The sequence below is a fragment of the Frateuria aurantia DSM 6220 genome (assembly GCF_000242255.2).
GTDB classification, from domain to species: Bacteria; Pseudomonadota; Gammaproteobacteria; order Xanthomonadales; family Rhodanobacteraceae; genus Frateuria; species Frateuria aurantia.
Window position 1 is genome coordinate 1,419,456 of record NC_017033.1, and the last position, 15,329, is coordinate 1,434,784.

Annotated in this window: 21 protein-coding genes and 1 other RNA gene; 7 read left to right on the top strand and 15 right to left on the bottom strand. The window is 60.9% G+C overall.

Annotated features, from left to right (window positions below; translation table 11 throughout):
- Positions 1-306: 306 nt before the first annotated feature.
- Complete coding sequence (locus FRAAU_RS06490) at positions 307-561, bottom strand: hypothetical protein (protein WP_014402756.1); 255 nt, start codon at positions 559-561, stop codon at positions 307-309.
- A 1,459-nt stretch (positions 562-2,020) separates the two neighbouring features.
- On the opposite strand from FRAAU_RS06490, the gene FRAAU_RS06505 reads away from it, so the two are divergent.
- The 3 genes from FRAAU_RS06505 (at position 2,021) to FRAAU_RS06515 (ending at position 5,176) form a co-directional block, all read left to right on the top strand.
- Positions 2,021-4,186, top strand: coding sequence for a TonB-dependent receptor domain-containing protein (locus tag FRAAU_RS06505; RefSeq protein ID WP_169314750.1), 2,166 nt, complete (start codon positions 2,021-2,023; stop codon positions 4,184-4,186).
- 250 nt (positions 4,187-4,436) lie between these two features.
- Positions 4,437-4,619, top strand: a complete 183-nt coding sequence (locus FRAAU_RS17575; RefSeq protein ID WP_217176261.1) for a DUF2778 domain-containing protein — start codon at positions 4,437-4,439, stop codon at positions 4,617-4,619.
- Between the two features lie 293 nt (positions 4,620-4,912).
- Entirely contained in the window at positions 4,913-5,176 is a 264-nt protein-coding gene (locus FRAAU_RS06515; RefSeq protein ID WP_156803360.1) for a hypothetical protein, read from the top strand.
- 128 nt (positions 5,177-5,304) lie between these two features.
- Here FRAAU_RS06515 and FRAAU_RS16400 read toward each other — a convergent pair whose 3' ends face one another.
- The 4 genes from FRAAU_RS16400 to FRAAU_RS06535 all read right to left on the bottom strand — a co-directional run bounded on the left by FRAAU_RS16400 (position 5,305) and on the right by FRAAU_RS06535 (position 7,336).
- A complete protein-coding gene (locus FRAAU_RS16400; RefSeq protein ID WP_014402761.1) occupies positions 5,305-5,817 on the bottom strand; it encodes a hypothetical protein in 513 nt (170 codons plus the stop codon).
- Complete coding sequence (locus tag FRAAU_RS06525) at positions 5,817-6,182, bottom strand: tlde1 domain-containing protein (protein ID WP_014402762.1); 366 nt, start codon at positions 6,180-6,182, stop codon at positions 5,817-5,819. The genes FRAAU_RS16400 and FRAAU_RS06525 overlap by 1 nt, the downstream gene beginning before the upstream one ends.
- A gap of 245 nt (positions 6,183-6,427) precedes the next feature.
- On the bottom strand, positions 6,428-6,670 hold the full coding sequence (locus FRAAU_RS06530; RefSeq protein WP_041270424.1) for a hypothetical protein: 243 nt from the start codon (positions 6,668-6,670) through the stop codon (positions 6,428-6,430).
- A 42-nt stretch (positions 6,671-6,712) separates the two neighbouring features.
- Positions 6,713-7,336, bottom strand: coding sequence for a TetR/AcrR family transcriptional regulator (locus FRAAU_RS06535; RefSeq protein ID WP_014402763.1), 624 nt, complete (start codon positions 7,334-7,336; stop codon positions 6,713-6,715).
- Positions 7,337-7,409: 73 nt separating this feature from the next.
- On the opposite strand from FRAAU_RS06535, the gene FRAAU_RS06540 reads away from it, so the two are divergent.
- The gene (locus FRAAU_RS06540; RefSeq protein WP_156803361.1) at positions 7,410-8,159 is read left to right on the top strand and encodes an SDR family NAD(P)-dependent oxidoreductase; all 750 of its coding nucleotides are present in this window, start codon (positions 7,410-7,412) and stop codon (positions 8,157-8,159) included.
- A 59-nt stretch (positions 8,160-8,218) separates the two neighbouring features.
- Here FRAAU_RS06540 and FRAAU_RS06545 read toward each other — a convergent pair whose 3' ends face one another.
- From FRAAU_RS06545 to smpB, 8 genes are all read right to left on the bottom strand, one after another.
- On the bottom strand, positions 8,219-8,734 hold the full coding sequence (locus FRAAU_RS06545; protein ID WP_014402765.1) for a type VI secretion system amidase immunity protein Tai4: 516 nt from the start codon (positions 8,732-8,734) through the stop codon (positions 8,219-8,221).
- On the bottom strand, positions 8,731-9,216 hold the full coding sequence (locus tag FRAAU_RS06550) for a type VI secretion system amidase immunity protein Tai4 (RefSeq protein ID WP_014402766.1): 486 nt from the start codon (positions 9,214-9,216) through the stop codon (positions 8,731-8,733). The genes FRAAU_RS06545 and FRAAU_RS06550 overlap by 4 nt, the downstream gene beginning before the upstream one ends.
- A 287-nt stretch (positions 9,217-9,503) precedes the next feature.
- Positions 9,504-9,890: a hypothetical protein gene (locus FRAAU_RS06555; protein WP_041270426.1), complete on the bottom strand. Its 387-nt coding sequence runs from the start codon at positions 9,888-9,890 to the stop codon at positions 9,504-9,506.
- 130 nt (positions 9,891-10,020) lie between these two features.
- Complete coding sequence (locus tag FRAAU_RS16895; protein ID WP_245546447.1) at positions 10,021-10,665, bottom strand: HAD family hydrolase; 645 nt, start codon at positions 10,663-10,665, stop codon at positions 10,021-10,023.
- 174 nt (positions 10,666-10,839) lie between these two features.
- Complete coding sequence (locus tag FRAAU_RS16900) at positions 10,840-11,259, bottom strand: DDE-type integrase/transposase/recombinase (protein ID WP_217176285.1); 420 nt, start codon at positions 11,257-11,259, stop codon at positions 10,840-10,842.
- Positions 11,228-11,362, bottom strand: a complete 135-nt coding sequence (locus tag FRAAU_RS17845; RefSeq protein WP_280985211.1) for a hypothetical protein — start codon at positions 11,360-11,362, stop codon at positions 11,228-11,230. The genes FRAAU_RS16900 and FRAAU_RS17845 overlap by 32 nt, the downstream gene beginning before the upstream one ends.
- A 506-nt stretch (positions 11,363-11,868) precedes the next feature.
- Positions 11,869-12,223, bottom strand: a transfer-messenger RNA (tmRNA) gene (gene ssrA, locus FRAAU_RS16910).
- An 89-nt stretch (positions 12,224-12,312) separates the two neighbouring features.
- The gene (gene smpB / locus FRAAU_RS06575; protein WP_014402769.1) at positions 12,313-12,804 is read right to left on the bottom strand and encodes an SsrA-binding protein SmpB; all 492 of its coding nucleotides are present in this window, start codon (positions 12,802-12,804) and stop codon (positions 12,313-12,315) included.
- Between the two features lie 85 nt (positions 12,805-12,889).
- On the opposite strand from smpB, the gene FRAAU_RS06580 reads away from it, so the two are divergent.
- Both FRAAU_RS06580 and FRAAU_RS06585 read left to right on the top strand, forming a co-directional pair.
- Positions 12,890-13,321 (top strand): type II toxin-antitoxin system RatA family toxin, encoded by a 432-nt coding sequence (locus FRAAU_RS06580; protein WP_014402770.1) that lies wholly within the window; start codon positions 12,890-12,892, stop codon positions 13,319-13,321.
- Complete coding sequence (locus tag FRAAU_RS06585) at positions 13,314-13,598, top strand: RnfH family protein (RefSeq protein WP_014402771.1); 285 nt, start codon at positions 13,314-13,316, stop codon at positions 13,596-13,598. The genes FRAAU_RS06580 and FRAAU_RS06585 overlap by 8 nt, the downstream gene beginning before the upstream one ends.
- A 34-nt stretch (positions 13,599-13,632) precedes the next feature.
- On the opposite strand, the gene FRAAU_RS06590 is transcribed toward FRAAU_RS06585, so the two are convergent.
- On the bottom strand, positions 13,633-14,118 hold the full coding sequence (locus FRAAU_RS06590; protein WP_014402772.1) for an outer membrane protein assembly factor BamE: 486 nt from the start codon (positions 14,116-14,118) through the stop codon (positions 13,633-13,635).
- Positions 14,119-14,200: 82 nt separating this feature from the next.
- Here FRAAU_RS06590 and fur point away from each other — a divergent pair, with 82 nt between their 5' ends.
- Positions 14,201-14,620 carry a ferric iron uptake transcriptional regulator gene (fur, locus tag FRAAU_RS06595; protein WP_014402773.1) on the top strand — a complete coding sequence of 140 codons (420 nt, stop codon included), beginning with the start codon at positions 14,201-14,203 and terminating at the stop codon, positions 14,618-14,620.
- A 140-nt stretch (positions 14,621-14,760) separates the two neighbouring features.
- Here the strand turns inward: fur and FRAAU_RS06600 are convergent, their stop codons facing one another.
- Positions 14,761-15,027, bottom strand: a complete 267-nt coding sequence (locus FRAAU_RS06600) for a glutathione binding-like protein (protein ID WP_052317842.1) — start codon at positions 15,025-15,027, stop codon at positions 14,761-14,763.
- Positions 15,028-15,329: the final 302 nt, after the last annotated feature.

Genomic DNA, 15,329 nt, shown 5'->3' on the forward strand with positions numbered 1-15,329 from the left:
ATGGCTGGGCATCGGAAGTAGCGCTGGACATCCGCTCGACCGACGCAGGGGGACGGATCATGCTTGCCCGGCCCTGTCATCGGCCAAGGCCGGGAGGACGCGCCTGTCATGCCATTGGGCGGTACCGCAGTCCTTGGGTCGGCCCGTACTGGGCCGGGCGCTCCGTATCCAGCCAGATGCGCGATGGGCACAGCCATGCGTGATCTGTGCCAGCGGACGCTGTTTGCAGGTCCGGGCTTGCTCCCGGGACAAGCGATATTCAACAAACAGCCACCCGCACGGTGGCCGCGAGTATCGTGCCGGGACTCAGGCAGCCCGGTCGGTGATCACCTCGGAGGGCGCAGCCTCGGTTTCACGGCTTGCTGCCTGCTGACGGGCAGCCATCATCCGCAACAGTGCCAACGTCTCCAGATGCGTGCCGAATGCGGTTTCGTTCTGGTGGGCAGCCACTCCGTGACCGACACTGTTCATGAACGTCTGCTCTTCAGGAAGTCCAGCCAGGAGTTCGGCTGCATTGTTCATCAGATAATCGATGGACTTGATCTGGGACGAATGACGCATCTAGCTATCCACTTGCTCCGTGATAAGCCGAATATGGACCTGTAGACGCTTCTCTGCAAGCCCTTGATGTTCGCCTGAGCATGCGATTTTATGGTGGATAATGGCCTTGTCATGTCGGATCATGGTTTCTTGAGATGATCTGCCGCTTCGAGCAGAGGATTGCCTGAATTGTCGGGCCGGGCATAAATGATCCGGCAATCCCAAGCAGGCGTTGAGCCTGGTGGAAGCCGTTTTTGCGGCCGCCATGCATCCATGGCTGGGTGCAGCATCGGCTTGGCAGTCATTGACCGGTGCATACATGGCTGAGGAACCGATCATCATCGCGGTCGAGAAGACGGGAAGCATGTCCCGGAAGCCGGACCGGACGGGGGCTGCCTGCTGGACTGCATGAGATAACTCCATGATCCTGCTGTGAATCGAACGCCGTCCAACGAGGAGCGACATGGTGTTGGCAGCTGCGTTCTCAGGCGTCCGGTTTTCATGTTGAAGGGCCCGCGCGCAGGCCTGGTCCGGCGTGGATCACCCGATTGCCTTGCGATATCAAGGACGAAGCCTTCGATCAGCTTCTTCGGTCCTGCTTTGCACGTCGCAGGGAAGATCGGGTCACGACATGGCTGGTCCAGGCGCCGAGGTCCCATTCCCGGAGGATTTTCAGCAAAGGTGACTGGATGGCAGGGTACGGGAATCCAATGTCACAGAAGCCTTGGTCGACGAGCTGGCGTTTCTGTCGCCGCTCACGCGGCCGCTACGCCGCCTTCGTCATCCTGTCATGGCAGAAGCAAGCGGCGAGATGCTTCCGCGACGTGACTGGAAGGGGGGCACGAACGCGGTCACGAGTTGGATGCGGGGGGCCGTGGCCCTGAGATCCGATGATCGCGCTGTCGCAGTACCCGAAGGTGAATGGCGGGGCTATCTGCTGGCTGCGTGGCGTGCGTCCCGATATGTTTTATCTGTTTTCGCAACTCAGCCGGAACGGAAGCTGATGCCTCCGCGATCTGCCAGGTGCTCAGGGAGCAAGGTCTCCCATGCCCTGGAGGTGCTGTCGATGCGAAACCTTTCGATGACAGGAAAAAGCCGGCCGGCTTTGTGGCCGACAGCCACGGGTTGCCTTTGTTCAGGTCATCGCGCCGTGATGGCGGCTGGTGAGCGGCCCATGGCCTTCCGTCTAACACACGGTCGGCAGTGGCGTGTCGCCGTCACCGCTCTGACGTCCGGATGTTCTGGTGTGCGGCCGGTCGCTGGACAGCCGATCTCGGGTCGATCAGGACTCCGGTACTGCGTGGCGTGCAGCTTGTGGCTTTGCGCCTTGCTGGGGCCGGAACGAACCGGGGCCGAAGACCTGGAGGCCCTTCGGGAGCCGGACCGTCTCGATCTGCGCAGGCCGGTGCCGGGAAAGCTGTCCGGAGGCCTCGTCGCCACCTCCGTGGATCATGGGGCTGCAGGGCAAGACCTTGAGCGCATGATGATCAGGCATTCCTGGCAAGCCATGGTCTTCCTGGCGAATGACAAGGCGCTTCACGGAGATGGGGAGCAGCAGGCACCCCGGAGTGCGGCGGCAGAAACGTCAGGTCGCGGGCAGGAGGTGGTGGTCGACGCGCTGGCCGTGGCTGGCGCAGGCCAGTCTGACGGGGATCAGGGTGGTGAGGCGGGGGCGCGCAGTGTGGTGGATGGCAAGACCTTGCAGACACGGTTTGCGGGTGATCCGCAGATGGCCTTGCGCAGCCTGCCCGGCGTGTTCACGCGGCAGAGCACTGACCAGCCCGGGATCGAGGTCAATATTCGCGGCCTGTCCGGTTACGGCAGGGTCAATGCCATGATCGACGGCGTGCCGCAGACCTTCAGGAATGTGGCCAGCCATGCCTCGTCCGGCGGCTCGCTGCTGTATGTGCATCCCGAGCTGCTGGCCGATATCGAAGTCAGTCGTGGCGCCGTGGCCGGTGCGCAGGGCAGCGGCACCCTGGCAGGAACGGCCGATTTCCATACGCTTGAAGTCGCGGATTTCATCGCCGATGACAAGGATCACGGCGCGTTGATCCGTCTCAAGGCCGGCGACAACGGTCCGCGCTACAGTGGCGCCTTGGCCTGGGGGCAGCGCTGGAAGGGCTTGTGGGGCGGCGAGGGCCAGGTGGACACCGTCGCCGCACTGGCCTGGACCCGCACTGGCGTCTATCGGGCCGGCGGACGCGCCAGGATTCCTTCCGGGCCACAAGGGCAGGCCGCCGATGATGTGCCGAGAAGCGGGCTGGTGAAGCTGGATGCCAGGCTCGATGCCCGCCATGATCTGAAGCTGGGCGTGCGCTGGTATGGCAATCGCTTCGACAATTCCAGTTACGGCTGGAGCATCGACAATCGTACCTGGACCGCGGCCTATGCCTATATGCCGGACAGCGATTGGCTGGATGTCGACGTGAAAGCCTGGCTCAATGACACCCGCTTGACCTACGTGGGATCCGGCGGCGGTTATGCCGGCCGTCGTACCGAGGACAAGAATTACGGACTGAGCGCCGACAATCATATCCAGGTTGCATTGGGCGATACGTTGCAACTGCAGGCCCGGCAGGGCATTTCCTGGGACCGTGAGGACTTCCAGACACATGCCCGCCGCGGCGGCAACCACCCCGGCGTGCTGGACAAGGCCAGCCTGTATGCCGACGCCGCGCTGGATATCGGGCGCTATGCCGTTTATAGCGGCTTGCGGTATGACCGCTGGCGGCTGCACGGCTGGCGTGCGCCTTACGGTGCCGGCATGGGCGATTGCCCTGCGGAAGGCCGGGCCTGCGGCAATGACTGGGTCACGCATGCCGCGGGTCAGTGGCTGCCCAGGATCGGTGTGCGCCTGAAACTGGGGTCGGCCTGGCAGATGCATCTGGAGTGGGCACATACCTTTCGGCCGCCGACCAGTCACGAAGCCTTTTTCGCGCTGGTGCCTTTCGGCGCCGGTGTCGGCAGCGGCATCGCCAACAACCTCGATCTGAAGCCGGAGCAGAGCCGGGGCTGGGACCTCGGGACCGATTACGCCGGACGAGGCCTGCTGCGGGACGACGACAGCCTGTCGTTTCATCTGGGCCTGTTCTTCAACAGCATCAGCCACTACATCGTCAATGACTTTGTCGAGATACCCGGCTGGGGCGAGACCGCGATGTGGGTCAACCGGTCAGACCGTATCCGCAATCGCGGGCTTGAGGCGGAGGGAAGCTACGATGCCGGATCGACCTATGCCCGCTTCAGCTTTTCGGCCACCCATACCGGTCAGCCGCTGGGCGATGGCACTGGTGCCGGCAATGGTGAAAGTACGCTGTTGCCGGCGAGGGTGGCGAGCCTGGATCTGGGCATGCGGCTGCTGGGCCGCAGACTGGATCTCGGTGTGCAGGGCCGGTATGTCGGCAAGGGGCGGGAAGCCGTCTATGACTGGTACAGTTTCGTGAACACCTGGGGCCGCACCAAGGCTTATACCCTGGTCGATATGCACGGCAGCTATGCGCTGAGCCGGAACAGCCGCCTCTTTTTCACCATCGAGAACCTGGCGGATCGTCGCTACGGTTATGCCGGGTCGGGATACAACACCTTTGTCGAGCAGTACGGTCGTGGCCGCAGTCTGATCATCGGTTTCAGCGGCAGGTTCTGAACGGGCCGGGTATGCGGGATCCTCTTCGTGTACGGATCGTGCGGCGAGCGCAGACTCACGTGCCTTTTATGGACTCGTGGCAGGAGCATCGCGGCCAGTCCTTCAAAATAAATCGTATCAGGCTGCAGGAAAGCGGAAGGCGCTCGATCAGATCGATGTTCCTGAGATACCTGTACGGTGTGCGCTCGGAGCCCTCGGGTCACGCCTTTCATTCGGAGACGGTGCTCACCACGGCCGTCGAGGGATCGCCATGACATGGACGTATCATCAGGCCAGCGGAAACCTGTTTCGAGCAGGTCGTTATGTCGACAAGGGCTGCTCCGGATCGGGCGTGGTGAAAAATCATCCCGAGCAACAGGCACTTGCCGATCAAGGACCGATTCCGCGTGGCAGCTATGTGATTCAGGCTCCTGTGACGCATCCTGTAACTTGACCCATGACACTGCGTCTTGTAGCGGAGCCGATGACCCGTACGTTTGGACGTACGGGATTCATGATCCATGGCGATGGCAGTGATCACCCTGGACGGGCATCCACAGGCTGCGTGGTGCTGCGATTGTCTACTCGGCGCCTGATCTGGAGCAGTGGCGATCATTCGCTGGAGGTCGTGCCATGAAACAGGGAGGGCGATGGGCGGCATGGGTCGCCTTGGCTTGGGTGGGGCTTGCCCAGGCCAGTGACAGGGATGGACCTGACTGCGCCAGTTGGCCTACGAATATGGCGGAGGTGCAGTTGCAAAACCTGGGACTGTTGAATCTTGCCCAGGTCGATCTTTCAGGGATCAAGGCCGAGCGGTTGACTTCCCAGTCCTCGGGGCATGATGACTACGGCAAAGTCATATATCGCCAGATCCACGATATCCGCTTTCCCTTGAAAGACGGCCGAGAGGTCTGTGTGGTGACAGACAGCAAGTCATTGGACACCGAGTGCTCGATCGGCACAGTCGACGTGTATGTCGTTTCGCGGATGATTGATGGATCCAGACCTTGATGTGTCCGGCAGATATCGAGCGGACCCAGCCTGTCCCCGAGCCGAGCCGAGCCGGGGCGTGGCTTGCTTGCTCTGGAAGCGTGGCCTGCCGGCGTGGCCGATGGATGGACACATCAGCGCGACAAGCATCAGTACCTCAGAACTTGCAGGCAGCGCTCTCTGGCTTGCTGCAGCCCTGTATCCCGCACCTCGCTTACCGCCCGGATCGCACGACGCTGATAGGACTTGATGTCTTTCACGCTGTCTTCAATAAACGGGATCGAGCAGACGCGCTCCACGCCCAGCGGTCCTGAACGCTTGCTCAGCACGGCCAGTACCGCGACCGGCTGCAGCGGCAATGCATAAGCGAGAGCTATCGACAGTCCTTCGGAAGTGCCTGCATCTGTACCGGCAGCCAGTTTGGGGGCGAGGGCGATCCAGTCGGTCTCGCCACGCTCCAGATGGGACAAAACGGCTCCCTCGAAGTGGTCACCATAGCTTTGCACGACATCGCGGGCCGGCTCCTCGGCCAGACGTCGGGCAAGCTGTTGCGCCGGCCGTTGCGAGGCATTCGCTGTTGTCGTGATCTGTCCGGCAGCAGCTTCCAAAGGACATGCAAAACTCAGCCCGATGGCGAGCATGAAGGTGGGCAGACGTGTCATCAGCGCAGGACCTCCAGTTCATGATCACCGCTGTTCCAGATGCGTTCGCGCAGTTGCGGTCCCAGAACAATGCAGCCATTCGATGCATGTCCCGGATGCGTCAGGCTGTCCCCATGAATGAGAAAGCCCGAACGCCCATGAGTCCGAGTGCCTCGATGCGGTATCAGGCGTAGTGACTTGGGGCCGGTATATGGACTCAAGTGAGGGGCCTGAATGCTGTACTTTCCGCGAGGGATGGGGCCGGAGCCGACATGCGATTCACTGCCCGGTTGATCGCGATCATTTCCTTTTCCGGAATACCCCTTGGCGATATATTTGCCGTCATGGTAAAGCTTTCCATTGGATTGATGGTATTGCCAAGCCATCAGTGTGCGCTCCGTTGCCAGTGGTGATATGGATGGGCGTCCATGGCTATGGGGTGGCATGTTATAGAGAACAGCCCTTGCAGGTGGCTTGGTAGCTAAAATCGGCGATTCCATGCCAGGGGAATCACATTGATCCGCTTCGGATGGGCAAGAGATGAAGTTTTACGCCTTCGATCGTGAAGGATGCTCTGACTGGATGGCTTTGTGCGCCATTTGGCCATCCATGGAAACGCATCTGGAAACTGCTATGTAGCAGTTATGGACTCTGCCGGCTCAGCGAGATCAAGGGCTGCGATGGCTACAGAGACTTGTGCCTGCTTTCCCGTCGCCTTCTCCACCAGCGCCAGCAGGCTCTGCTGGCGCTGGTGGAGAATCTCATCGAAATCGTCGGCGCGCAGCGCATCTACCGGAATACGGTGACTGGTCAGCAAGGCAATCACTGCCACATTGTCCAGCTGTACCTGCTTGTGATTCTGCAGGTCCGGCACCTACACCTGTATTGATATGGAAGTCTCGAGTCGGCCTAGCGGTCAGGGACTGCGTCGGCTCGGTTTTGCTGGCCGTTGATCGCTCACTTGCAGAGCGCGCCCAGGATTGCTGAAGCCATCGATAAACAGGTGGGTCAGATGGCGGACCCTGCTCAGGCTGCCGCCAGCCTGTTCAACGGCAAGTGATATCGCCATCACCACGCACACCAGGTCGTCCAGCAAGACATCCTGGCGCAGTACGTCGGCATCCTGGGCACGTTTCAGCTGGCGGGTCGCTTCCTGCTGGCTGGCATGACAGCCGGGCGTACCGCTTTGCAAGACCGCGCCCAACGAGGCGGCCAGTCCGCGGTAGTGACAGGTGTGGATCACCAGCTCCTCCATAAACTGTCGGATCGACTGGTCGGGCGGCATGCTCTGATCCCGGGCACGGCTGGCCTCGGCCAAGGCCAGCAGACGTTCGTCGCTCATCGCGGCCAGCAAGGCCTCGCGGGTAGGGAAGCGGCGATAGAGCGTGCCAATGCCGACCTTGGCACGTTTGGCCACTTCGTCGAGCGAGGCATCCGCTCCGCGTTCGAGGAACAGGCTCTCGGCCGCGATCAGAATGCGCTCGCGATTGCGGGCAGCATCGGCGCGCAAGGCTTGGGCGGGGGAGGGATCTGCTGTCATCGGTGTATCCACTTGTAAAGTGGATGCTACCTCCATATAGTAAGTGGAGCAATGCTCCACTTACTAAGGGTTTATCCAGATGCGATTCAAAGACAAGATTGTGGCGATCACTGGTGGCAGTGACGGCATCGGACTGGCGACCGCCAAGGCCTTTGCCGCCGAAGGGGCGAGCGTCTATATCACCGGCCGCAGCCAGGAACGGCTGGATGCGGCGGTAGCGTTGATCGGCCATGGTGCCGTGGCCGTGCAGGGTGACGCGGCTCGCCCAGGTGATCTGGACAGGCTCTATACCCAGATCCAATGCGATCACGGCAGGCTGGATGTGGTCTTTGCCAATGCGGGAATCTCGGAGCTGGAGCCGCGGCCGCTAGGCACGATCACCGATGACGGCTTCGAGCAGATTTTTGGCCTGAATGTCCGTGGTGTGCTGCATACGGTGCAAAAGGCGCTACCCTTGCTGGTGGATGGAGCCGCGGTGGTGATCAATGGTTCCGTGGCTGGCAGCAAGGGGTTTCCCGGGCAATCGCTGTACAACGCCAGCAAGGCGGCGGTGCGTTCGTTTGCGCGGACCTGGACTAGCGAACTCAAAGACCGGGGCATTCGCGTGAATATGGTATCGCCCAGCGGTACCGAGACCCGGCCGATGCGGGCATTCCTCGAGGCGCGACCGGGCGTGGAAGATATGCTGAAGCAGCTCGTGCCCCTGGGGCGCCTGGGACAGCCGGATGAGATCGCCCGTGCAGTGCTGTTTCTTGCTTCCACGGACAGCAGCTATGTTGCAGGTGTCGAACTGTTTGTAGATGGCGGGGCACTGGCCGTATAAGCGCCTTCATCCATGGAGCGATGGCCTGATGCCACCATCGTCAACCGGAGGAGGGTTCATTACCTTCTTTCCGGTTGCGAAGCCATGAGGCCGGGCGGGTCGACTTGAGCTTGGGTTACATGCTCCAGTGCCTCGCTATGGTAGAGGTCCAGGCATTTCATCAGGTCGAATCGAAGTCCGTGTACCTGCCAGGCGGTGATGGGGTCGAAGTAGTCGCGCTGCAGATATTCATCGATCAGCAGAAAAATCTCGCGCTTCGTGGCGGGCTTGGCATCGTGCGCGGACTGGCGCAGCATCTCGGCGCTGCGGCCTGCATCTTTTGCCGGCTGGGCCTCATGTCGGTAGGCCTCGGCGATGCACATGGCCAGCACCATGTCCTTGAAATTCTGACCTCCGCCTTGCTCGGCCGGTGGCGATGTAGCTGTCGACGAGGCTGTCGCCGGTGGCAGGGCCACGAGTCGGGCAGGGCAGAAGGCCATGATGGACAGCAGGCAGATCCATGCGAGCGGACAGGTCATGGGGCCCGGGCTGTACGCGCCTGCGGCGACCCATGATCTACGTTGACTGCGGCTCATGGCGTGTCTCCCGTGGGTGCATGATCCTGACTGTAGCTGCGCTGCGGATGGTCGACGAAGCGCTTGACCTGAGCCTGCAGCTCGGGGCTGTGATACATCGCCAGGCACTTCAGCAGATCGGGACGGCGACCGGCCGGGTTTGTTTTCGCGACCAGGTCTGGTTGGCCTGAAGCCAGATAGCGATCAACAAGCGCGAACATGGGCAGGGTTGCGGCCTCCAGGTCGTAATCGGTCCAGTCCAGCAGCAAGGAGGCGGTGCCGCTGGCGTCCCTGGCCGCTTCAGGTGCTGCCTTATAGGCCCGGGTCAGGCAGATGGCCAGCAGCCGGTCCTTGTAGTTCTCCCCGTAAGGTCGACTTCGGGCATCCGGGCCGTTGTACGGGTAGTCGCGGGCAGCTTCGGTGGCCGTTGAGGAAAGCGCGATCAGCAGCGCCATCCATGCGACCCCATGCGGGCGTATATAACGGCGTCTGCAACAAGTCATGATGCATCCTCGTCGACATGATGATGTCAGTGCTTTCTGGTGCAAGTCCCGGTCTGCCCTGGTTACAGAGAGCCGGTGAGTTCGACAGTCGCAGCCAAGCTAGTCGAACACCGAAGCCAATTGGACTGGGAAGGAGCACCAACGCACTGGGCACGGCTCCTGACGCTGCACCGGCGGCAATAGACCTCAAGCGGTGGGTTTGAGTTGACTTTATTTCCTCCGTCTCCTTAAGTGCAATGCCGACATGCCGCGTTATCAAGGACTTCGATCCCCCTGCCTCAGGTAGGCTACGTAGGCGCGGGCCAGTTCGTCAGCGAGCGCGGCTTGAAGCACAGAATACCGATGGACGTGGCTGCCTGGATGGTGGCGATGCGTACAGCTTGTTCCGGATTGGGATGGGTGAGTTCCCTGCGGTGCGCGAGCATGGCCTGGATCACCTGGTCCAGGTTGTCGTCACGGATGGCCACAGCCTCCTGCACGAGTTCTTCGTCGTCGGACCCAAGGAACGTCTCCATCGCCTGTGCCAGCTTGGGCTGCAGGCGGTTCTGCATGAACATCAATCCGACCATCTCCCGTGCAGCGCTTTCCAGCGTGCCCTGCTCGCGCTTGCGCTGCAGATGCAGGTGATTGCTTTGCTTGCTCAGCTTCAGAATGTGCAGGCAAGCCGTGCGCAACAGCGCCTGCTTGTCCTGGAAGCAGCGATAGACCGTGGCCGACGACAGTCCCGAAGCCTTTGAACAGGCTTCATTGTGAGGGTGCGAAGTGTCTAAAGAGCGGGGCAAGTCCAGGTTGAGGCGAAGAAGCCTACCGCCAGAGCAAAATGTTAGGCTGGCTGCTCAGTGCTTGCTCTATGCGCGCAAGGCATTTTTCCTTTGGGCTAACCAAATGACTTTCCGAGCTAAGTAGAAGCACCGGCAAATCAGCATGATGATCCGTGTAGGCAATATCCCATGGCGGTCCAAATCCTTGTGCGGTAAGCATAGAAACTTTATTTTGGCCAAAGCAGTGCTGATCACGCACCAGTCCGCCGAGGAGCGGACGCAGTGTCGACGCGACAAGTGGCACCTCGCCAAGGCCTGCACGCTCCAAGAGACCTGCGGCCAAAGGCTGGAGGCAGCCGGTGGCAATAACGACCTTATCTCCGTTCTGCAAGTGAGCTTTAAGATGTTCGATAGCAGCAGGCAGCATCACAGAGGCATGCCCATTCGGCAGCGAGTCGATGTGTTCCTCGACTAACGCCGGCAAGGAATCAAGCGTTCGCCCCAATGTGGCAACCCATACTGCAAAGCGCATCGGCACCCAACGCGCTTGCCGCCATAGGAGAAGGGGGCCGAGCATCGGAAGTGCAAGGAAAACCACAAGGAGACGCCATGGGTTTCGCCACAGCAACCAACGGAAAAAACGGCTTGCCGTATCCCAGCGCGTTATCGTCAGATCGAAGTCAAACACGACAATGCGCTGCCCACTCCTTCGTTGACACTCGGCTGGCCCTGAGGCAGGTTCAAGCATGATTCCTCCCCAATCTGCGCTCAAATCAATCTCAAAAAGTCCCACAAACACTGTCAATTCACAAGCCGCAGCCCAGCGGCTGCGCCAAAGTCATCGCTGCCGCCGACTACCGCCTCACCCTTTAACTTGCCTCGCCGGAAGGCAGGGCGGCGTGATGAACTCCTGCTTCAGGCCATAGCTGCGCACCAGGCGCATGTAATTGCGACTGGTGACGACCAACCCGTTATTCGAGCGCAGCAAGAACGGCTCACACACCTGGCCAAGCATGCCGTAGCGCGTGATCAGCGCCTGATCCAGGGCTGCCGAGGCCGTACTTGCCTTTCCGGTTCGGGAAAGGTGCCAGCCATGCAATGGGCGCGTGCTGCAATCGATCACCAGCGCCAGGTTGAGCCGGCCATCCTTGTCACCCCAAATGCGACCCAGATCCGTGGGCCAGCGTTGATCCGGTTTTTCGGCACGCGAGACCTTGGCCTCAATCCGCGGACGCTGCCCCGGCGCTTGCTTACACCCCTGCCAGCCCTCGAGCTGAAAGATGCGCTGTCACGGTGCGATAGCCAAACGAAGGTGCCGCCTCGATCATCACTTTGATCGAGGCGGCCAGCTCGGCCTTGACGTTGGCGGGCGAGCGGGTCGGCATGTAGTGCGCCGTGCGGCAGCCCTCACCGAACCACTGGCACAGCTTGGCTATCGATACCGCGACCCCTTAGTCCTTCAGTCGCTGCTGGAACCAGCGCATCGGCTCTCGTCCTTTCCCGGCAAGGAAGCCAACTTTTTTTGCGCGCGCATCTCCAGGATCGCCTCACCGTAGGCTCCCTGCAGATCCTTGAGCTGACGATCGTACGGCTCTCGCACGTCCTCTGGCTAGGCTCGCAGTGCGTTCTCCATGCTGCGCTTGCCGTCCTCGACCCAGCTCTCAAGTTTCGCCAGGGTCAGGTCGAACTGGCGGCCAGCCCTGGATGATTTCAAGGGCCAGCGCCGACTTGCGCAGGGCCATCCAGCGCTTGAGCTTTTTTCCATCATCGTGCTCATCGGTGTCTCCTTTGGGGGAAGGCAACATCTGCGCAAGTTATTAGCGGGTCATTGCGGGAGCTGCAGAGATCGAACACAAAAAAACCCGGCCTGTGAGGGCCGGGCTTTCGGTATTGGTGGAGGTGGGCGGAGTCGAACCGCCGTCCGAAGGCGCTTGACGCCAAGTACTACATGCTTAGCTCGCCGTTGAATCTCGTCCCCTGACAGCACGGCGTGCAAAGCGCGCCAGGGAACCAGCTTGTTTTATCTAGCCTAGGACCGACAAGCCGCAGTCTATTGGCGATCTCGTGATAATGACCCTACATCTGCGAGCACGAGCACAAGCAGGTTCGGGGCTACGCCTTAAGCGGCGAGAGCGTAGTTGTCGTCGTTGGCAACTATGAGTTTTGCCGCTGGATTAACGAGGAAAGCTGCCCCCTCGGCATGCACTCAACTATCTCACTACCCCCGTCGAAGCCAGGACACCCCCGGGGTTGAAACTTGAGCTTGATGAGTATGCGGCCTTGCAGCCGCGTATTCAAGTTTTGTGACAAAAACTTTCGTATCGGTGTCGGGTAATCAGGCGACGCGGTTGTGGGCGCGCATGGTGCGCTGCTTTTCACGGCCCCAGTCACGGTCTTTTTCGGCGGCACGCTTGTCGTGCTGCTGCTTGCCCAAGGCCAGGCCGATCTCGATCTTGACCCGGTTGCCCTTCCAGTACATGGCGGTGGGCACCATGGTGTAGCCGCGACGTTCCACCGCACCGATCAGCTGGTCGATCTCTTCGCGATGCAGCAGCAGCTTGCGCAGGCGCCTGTCATCGGCCACATAGTGGCTGGAGGCGCTGATCAGCGGCGGGATGGAGGCGCCGTACAGAAAGATTTCGCCCTGCCGTACAATGGCATAGCTGTCACCGAAGTTGATGCGGCCGGCACGAAGGGACTTCAGCTCCCAGCCCTGCAAGGCCATGCCGGCCTCGTAGCGCCGGTCGATGTGATACTCGTGGCGGGCGCGCTTGTTGAGCGCGATCGTGCCACTGTTGGATTTGTCTTTGCCCTTTGGCTTGGCCATGTCCGTTAAACTCGGCATCTCTTGCTGATGGTCGACCCGCTGCCCGGGAGGGCAGTGGAGCGCACCGAAATTGAATGAGGTCTTTGTGATCCAGATCCGCCGCAGCGCGCTGGTAATGTTTACGCCGGCCCAGATGTTTGACTTGGTTAATGATGTGGAAGCCTACCCCAAGCGCTTCGCCTGGTGTTCCGGGGCCGAGGTGCTTGAGCAGGGCGAGACCGCGCTGGTAGCGCGCCTGGACCTCAAGTTTGCCGGATTCAAGCAGAGTTTTACCACCCGCAATACTTTTTCACGTCCTGAACGTCTGCAGATCAGTCTGGTCAATGGGCCGCTCAAGGCGCTGGAGGGCATCTGGCACTTCCACCCTCTGGGAAATGAGGGCTGCAAGGTGGAACTCAATCTTGATTTCGATTATGCCGGCCGGCTCGGCGGTACGGCCTTGAAGCTGGGCTTTCAGGGACTGGCTTCGCGCATGGTTGACGATTTCTGCAGCGAGGCCCGCAAGGCCTATGGCTGAGCCGATGCTGCGGATCGAGGTGGCTTATGCCTTGCCGCGGCAGCAATGGCTGAGGTCCGTCGAACTGCCTGCTGGCAGCACTGCCACTGAGGCGGTGCGTGCCTCCGGCTTGCTCGAAATGCGGCCGGAGCTGGCGGGTATCGAGCTGGATCTTGGCGTTTTTTCCAGCCGGGTCAACTCGGGATACGTCCTGCAGGATGGCGACCGGGTCGAAATCTACCGGCCGCTGCAATGCGATCCGATGCGCGCCCGCCGTTTGCGGGCGGGACGACGCTGAGGGCCGGCAGGGGCAGGCCTCGCGGAAGGTGACCTCAGTGCTGGCCGTTGGCTCCGCTGCCGTTCTTGTTGCCGGCGCCGCCGAAATTGCCCATGGCATTGGGATCGACGGGCTTGGGGCCCATCTTCTTGTCGCCGTCTTCATCGTTGACCGAGTACTTCGTCCGATAGCGCTCGCTGCGCTTCAGGGCCTTGCTGGCATCCTGAGCGAAGAAGTCACCCTGGGTACGAACCAGGATGTCGTTGTTGAAGGTCAGGGTCAGGCTGTGAATGGTCGGCTTGCGACCGCGCAGCGAGTTGGTGGAGACATAGTCCCAGCGATCCTGTTCAAAAGGCGTGGCGACCGATGGCGTGCCAAGCAGCACCAGCACCTGGCGCTTGGTCAGGCCCGGCTTCAACTGGTCCACGTCCTTTTTCTCCAGCCAGTTGCCTTGCTGTACGTCGGGAACATAGAGAAAATGGCAGCCAGCCAGCGAAGAAGCGAGCAGGGCGGTCGCCAGCGTACGTGTCAGTTTGTGCATGCGAAAGTGCGGTCCGAATCAGCCAGAGTGTCGATGATACACTAGCCCTTTAGAGGGTGACGCGTATTTAGGGGTAAGTCTTATGGAACAGGAATCGAAAGAACTTCGCAAGGCCGGTCTGAAGGTGACCCACCCACGAATGCGCATCCTGCAGCTGTTTGAAGAGGGCGGAGTCCGCCATCTGACGGCTGAGGATATCTACAGGCGGATGCTGGACAATCAGGAAGATATCGGCCTGGCGACGGTATACCGCGTGCTGACCCAGTTCGAGGCCGCCGGCATCGTGGTCAAGCACAATTTCGAAGGCGGTCAGGCTGTGTACGAACTGGATCGCGGCGAGCATCACGATCACATGATCGACGTCGACAGCGGCAAGGTGATCGAGTTCTTCAGCGAGGAAATCGAACGCCTGCAGAATGACATCGCCGACAAGCACGGCTACGTGATCGAGGGACACAGTCTGGTACTTTATGTCCGCAGCAAGGGTGGCCGGCGCGGCTGAGCGTCGCGTCCCTGCATTGATCTGCATCGATCCGCGTCGTACAGGACGGATCGATGCGGAAGCCGCTCCTGCCCGGCGCCCCTGTCCTCGGTCCCTGCAGCACGGGGCGGCGCGAAGCCAGTCCCTACCCTGGAACTTGATCAGCCCGGAGCGCAGCAGGCCGGCAGTTCCTTGATCCGGGGCATCCAGGCCAGAATGGCGGGCCATGGCTCCAGATCCATTCCGCCCTCCGGAGTTGGCAGCACATACGGGCAGACCGCGCAGTCGGCGATGGTCGGCCGCTCCAGTGCTAGCCAGTCGTGGTTCTGCAAATGCGACTCAAGCCGTTGCAGGGTGCGTTCGGCGCGGTGCTTGGCCATGGCCTTGTCCAGATCGGCCCGAATTTGGGGATCAGTCTCAGCGTGCACAGGCCGTGCTGTGTTTCATTGCAGGTGAAAGAAAGCCATTGCACGATTTCGGCCCGGCCCTCCGCATGAGTGGACCACCAGGTCAGAACTCGATTCAAGGCCTGGGCATTGTCCGGGTGATGCATCATCAGGTGGTTGACGAATTGGCCGGCGGGAGGCTGCTCAGGATTCTGGGCGACTTCGAACCGGAGCCGTTGCCCATTCCATGGGTCTGTCCGCGCGCTGGTGCTGGCACCTCGGGTCAGGGCCTTCGTGGACTGGACATGACCGCGGCTGCAGGCAGGGTCTCCCCGCTGGTGACT

Coding starts and splice junctions, on each gene's coding strand:
- FRAAU_RS06535 (WP_014402763.1), bottom strand. CDS start 7,336: ATGACAGCAGATCCCTCCCCCGCCCAAGCCTTGCGCGCCGATGCTGCC.
- FRAAU_RS06505 (WP_169314750.1), top strand. CDS start 2,021: ATGATGATCAGGCATTCCTGGCAAGCCATGGTCTTCCTGGCGAATGAC.
- fur (WP_014402773.1), top strand. CDS start 14,201: ATGGAACAGGAATCGAAAGAACTTCGCAAGGCCGGTCTGAAGGTGACC.
- FRAAU_RS06545 (WP_014402765.1), bottom strand. CDS start 8,734: ATGAGCCGCAGTCAACGTAGATCATGGGTCGCCGCAGGCGCGTACAGC.
- FRAAU_RS06490 (WP_014402756.1), bottom strand. CDS start 561: ATGCGTCATTCGTCCCAGATCAAGTCCATCGATTATCTGATGAACAAT.
- FRAAU_RS06525 (WP_014402762.1), bottom strand. CDS start 6,182: ATGGCTTGGCAATACCATCAATCCAATGGAAAGCTTTACCATGACGGC.
- FRAAU_RS06550 (WP_014402766.1), bottom strand. CDS start 9,216: ATGACTTGTTGCAGACGCCGTTATATACGCCCGCATGGGGTCGCATGG.
- FRAAU_RS06590 (WP_014402772.1), bottom strand. CDS start 14,118: ATGCACAAACTGACACGTACGCTGGCGACCGCCCTGCTCGCTTCTTCG.
- FRAAU_RS16400 (WP_014402761.1), bottom strand. CDS start 5,817: ATGACACGTCTGCCCACCTTCATGCTCGCCATCGGGCTGAGTTTTGCA.
- FRAAU_RS17575 (WP_217176261.1), top strand. CDS start 4,437: ATGACATGGACGTATCATCAGGCCAGCGGAAACCTGTTTCGAGCAGGT.
- smpB (WP_014402769.1), bottom strand. CDS start 12,804: ATGGCCAAGCCAAAGGGCAAAGACAAATCCAACAGTGGCACGATCGCG.
- FRAAU_RS06585 (WP_014402771.1), top strand. CDS start 13,314: ATGGCTGAGCCGATGCTGCGGATCGAGGTGGCTTATGCCTTGCCGCGG.
- FRAAU_RS17845 (WP_280985211.1), bottom strand. CDS start 11,362: ATGCCGACCCGCTCGCCCGCCAACGTCAAGGCCGAGCTGGCCGCCTCG.